A 383-nucleotide genomic window follows, 5' to 3' on the forward strand; every position below is an offset into this window, starting at 1 on the left:
CGCCAACTATGTCACCTATGGGCTGGTGGCGCGGGAAGTCGAGCGCATCGACTCGGGCTATCGCTCGATGATGAGCGTGCAGTCGTCGCTGGTGATGTATCCGATCCATGCCTATGGCTCGGAGGCCCAACGCAAGAAATACCTGCCGAAGCTCGCCAGCGGCGAATGGATCGGCTGCTTCGGCCTGACCGAGCCGGATGCCGGTTCCGACCCGGGCGGCATGAAGACGCGCGCCGAAAAGACCGCGAACGGCTACAAGATCTCCGGCTCGAAAATGTGGATTTCCAACGCGCCGATCGCCGACGTCTTTGTCGTTTGGGCGAAATCGGCTGCGCATGACAACGAGATTCGCGGCTTCGTGCTGGAGAAGGGCATGAAGGGGC

Annotated in this window: 1 protein-coding gene; it reads left to right on the top strand. The window is 61.6% G+C overall.

What is annotated here, in order from left to right; genetic code table 11:
- A partial coding sequence (locus EOA19_RS35105; protein ID WP_206638178.1) for an acyl-CoA dehydrogenase family protein occupies positions 1–383 on the top strand: 383 nt, incomplete at both ends.

Source organism: Mesorhizobium sp. M7A.F.Ca.US.010.02.1.1, assembly GCF_004023085.1.
Lineage (GTDB): Bacteria > Pseudomonadota > Alphaproteobacteria > Rhizobiales > Rhizobiaceae > Mesorhizobium.